Origin of the sequence: uncultured Limnohabitans sp., from assembly GCF_937889215.1 — a bacterium.
GTDB lineage: Bacteria > Pseudomonadota > Gammaproteobacteria > Burkholderiales > Burkholderiaceae_C > Limnohabitans_A.
On sequence record NZ_CALBEX010000280.1, the window covers coordinates 1 to 1,659 of the forward strand.

Consider the following 1,659-nt stretch of genomic DNA (forward strand, 5'->3'; position numbering starts at 1 on the left):
ACCGTCGTCAAGCATGACGCCGTCCAGCAGTTTTTGCTTTTCGTCTTTGCTCAGTGCGCCGAGCACACGCACGGCATATTCGCGCTCCAGACCAAAGCGCGGGTGCATGAGTTGGTTGGCCAGCTCGCCCGAGCTGGTGAACAGCAACAAGCCTTCGGTGTTCAGGTCCAGACGCCCCACCGACTGCCATTTGCCGTTTTGCAGGCGCGGCAGCTTGCGAAACACCGACGGGCGGTTTTGCGGGTCGTCGTGGCTGACGATCTCACCAGCGGGCTTGTGGTAGGCGATCACACGGGCGGGGGGCGGGTCGATGCGGATGCGGATCGGCTTGCCGTCGACCTTGATTTGGTCGCCGTATTGCACCCGCTGGCCCACATGAGCAGGCTCGTTGTTCACGGCGATGCGGCCTTCGGTGATGAGCTTTTCCATCTCCAGGCGCGAGCCCATGCCGGCTTGGGCCAACACTTTGTGCAACTTGGGCGAATCGGCTTGGGGGGCCAACACGCGTTTGCCCAAGTCCAAGGCTACGGCTTCGCTGGCTTCTTCTTCGTCAAATTGGCCCGACACCACATCGGCCAACACAATCGCCTTGTAAGGCGTTGGCGCTTCAGGGGCAGCGCTGACGCCAGCTTTGCGGGCGGCATACACACTGGCCGAGGCTGGTGATGCGTCTTTGGGGAAATCGTTCATGTCTGGGGTTCTTCACCGTTCAGGGGGTTGGCAGGGTCCACTTCTGGCGGGTGGGCAGGGGACATATCGGCAGCAGAGTCGGCAGCGGAGCCTGCCTCGGCGACGCCCGTTGGGGGCAATTCGGCCATGGCTTCGTCCAGCGACAGGCTGGCTTGGGCGGGGGGCTCTTCGAGCAGGTCCGCCAAAGCAGTGACTTGTGTGTCAACTTGGGACAACAGCGGCAATTGGTCGAGCGAGCCCAAGCCCAGGTCGTCCAAAAACTGCCGCGTGGTGGCAAACAAACTGGGGCGGCCGACGGTTTCGCGGTGACCAATCACCTCGACCCAGCCGCGGTCCTCCAGCTGTTTGAGGATCTGTGAGCCAATCGTCACGCCCCGAATGTCTTCCATATCCCCGCGCGTGACGGGCTGGCGGTAGGCAATGATGGCCAGCGTTTCCAATACAGCACGGGTGTACTTGGGTGGTTTTTCAGGGTGCAGGCGGTCGAGGTAAAGGCGCAGTTCTGGGCGGCTTTGAAACCGCCAGCCACTGGCGACATGCGTCAGCTCCAGGCCTTTGGTGGCCCATTCCAGTTCCAGGTCTTGCAGCATGAGCCGCAGGGTGTCGGCCCCGAGTTCATCGTCAAATAAAACGCGAAGGTCGCGCAATGACAAAGGCTGGCCTGCTGTGAGCAGTGCCGTTTCCAGGACACGCTTGGCTTGCGCCGTATTCATGGTGTCGATCTTTCGGAAAAAAACGCCTCACGGCGTGGATGCAGAACATGCCGTGCATGCCTCCGCTCGAAGTGCGGTTGGCCTGGCCAGAACCGCAGAAGGATCGGTGAACGCACAGCCCACCGCCTATTTCAAGGAAAACTATTGTAACTGAGGCCCAAAAGTTGCTGGGCTTGGGCCATGTCTGCAGGCAGAGGGGCGGTTAAATCTATGGCCGCCCCCGTGATCGGGTGGGTGAAGGCCAGCCGCCAGGCAT

Annotated in this window: 2 protein-coding genes; both read right to left on the reverse strand. The window is 61.3% G+C overall.

All coding sequences use genetic code 11. The features are described from left to right. Positions 1-690: pseudouridine synthase (locus Q0341_RS07120; protein ID WP_299511545.1), on the reverse strand; the 690-nt coding region annotated here is incomplete at its 3' end. Next, complete coding sequence (gene scpB, locus Q0341_RS07125) at positions 687-1,403, reverse strand: SMC-Scp complex subunit ScpB (RefSeq protein ID WP_299511546.1); 717 nt, start codon at positions 1,401-1,403, stop codon at positions 687-689. The genes scpB and Q0341_RS07120, both read right to left, overlap by 4 nt. Positions 1,404-1,659: the final 256 nt, after the last annotated feature.

Excerpts from the sequence above, each read along its gene's own strand:
- scpB (WP_299511546.1), bottom strand. The coding sequence starts at position 1,403 with ATGAATACGGCGCAAGCCAAGCGTGTCCTGGAAACGGCACTGCTCACA.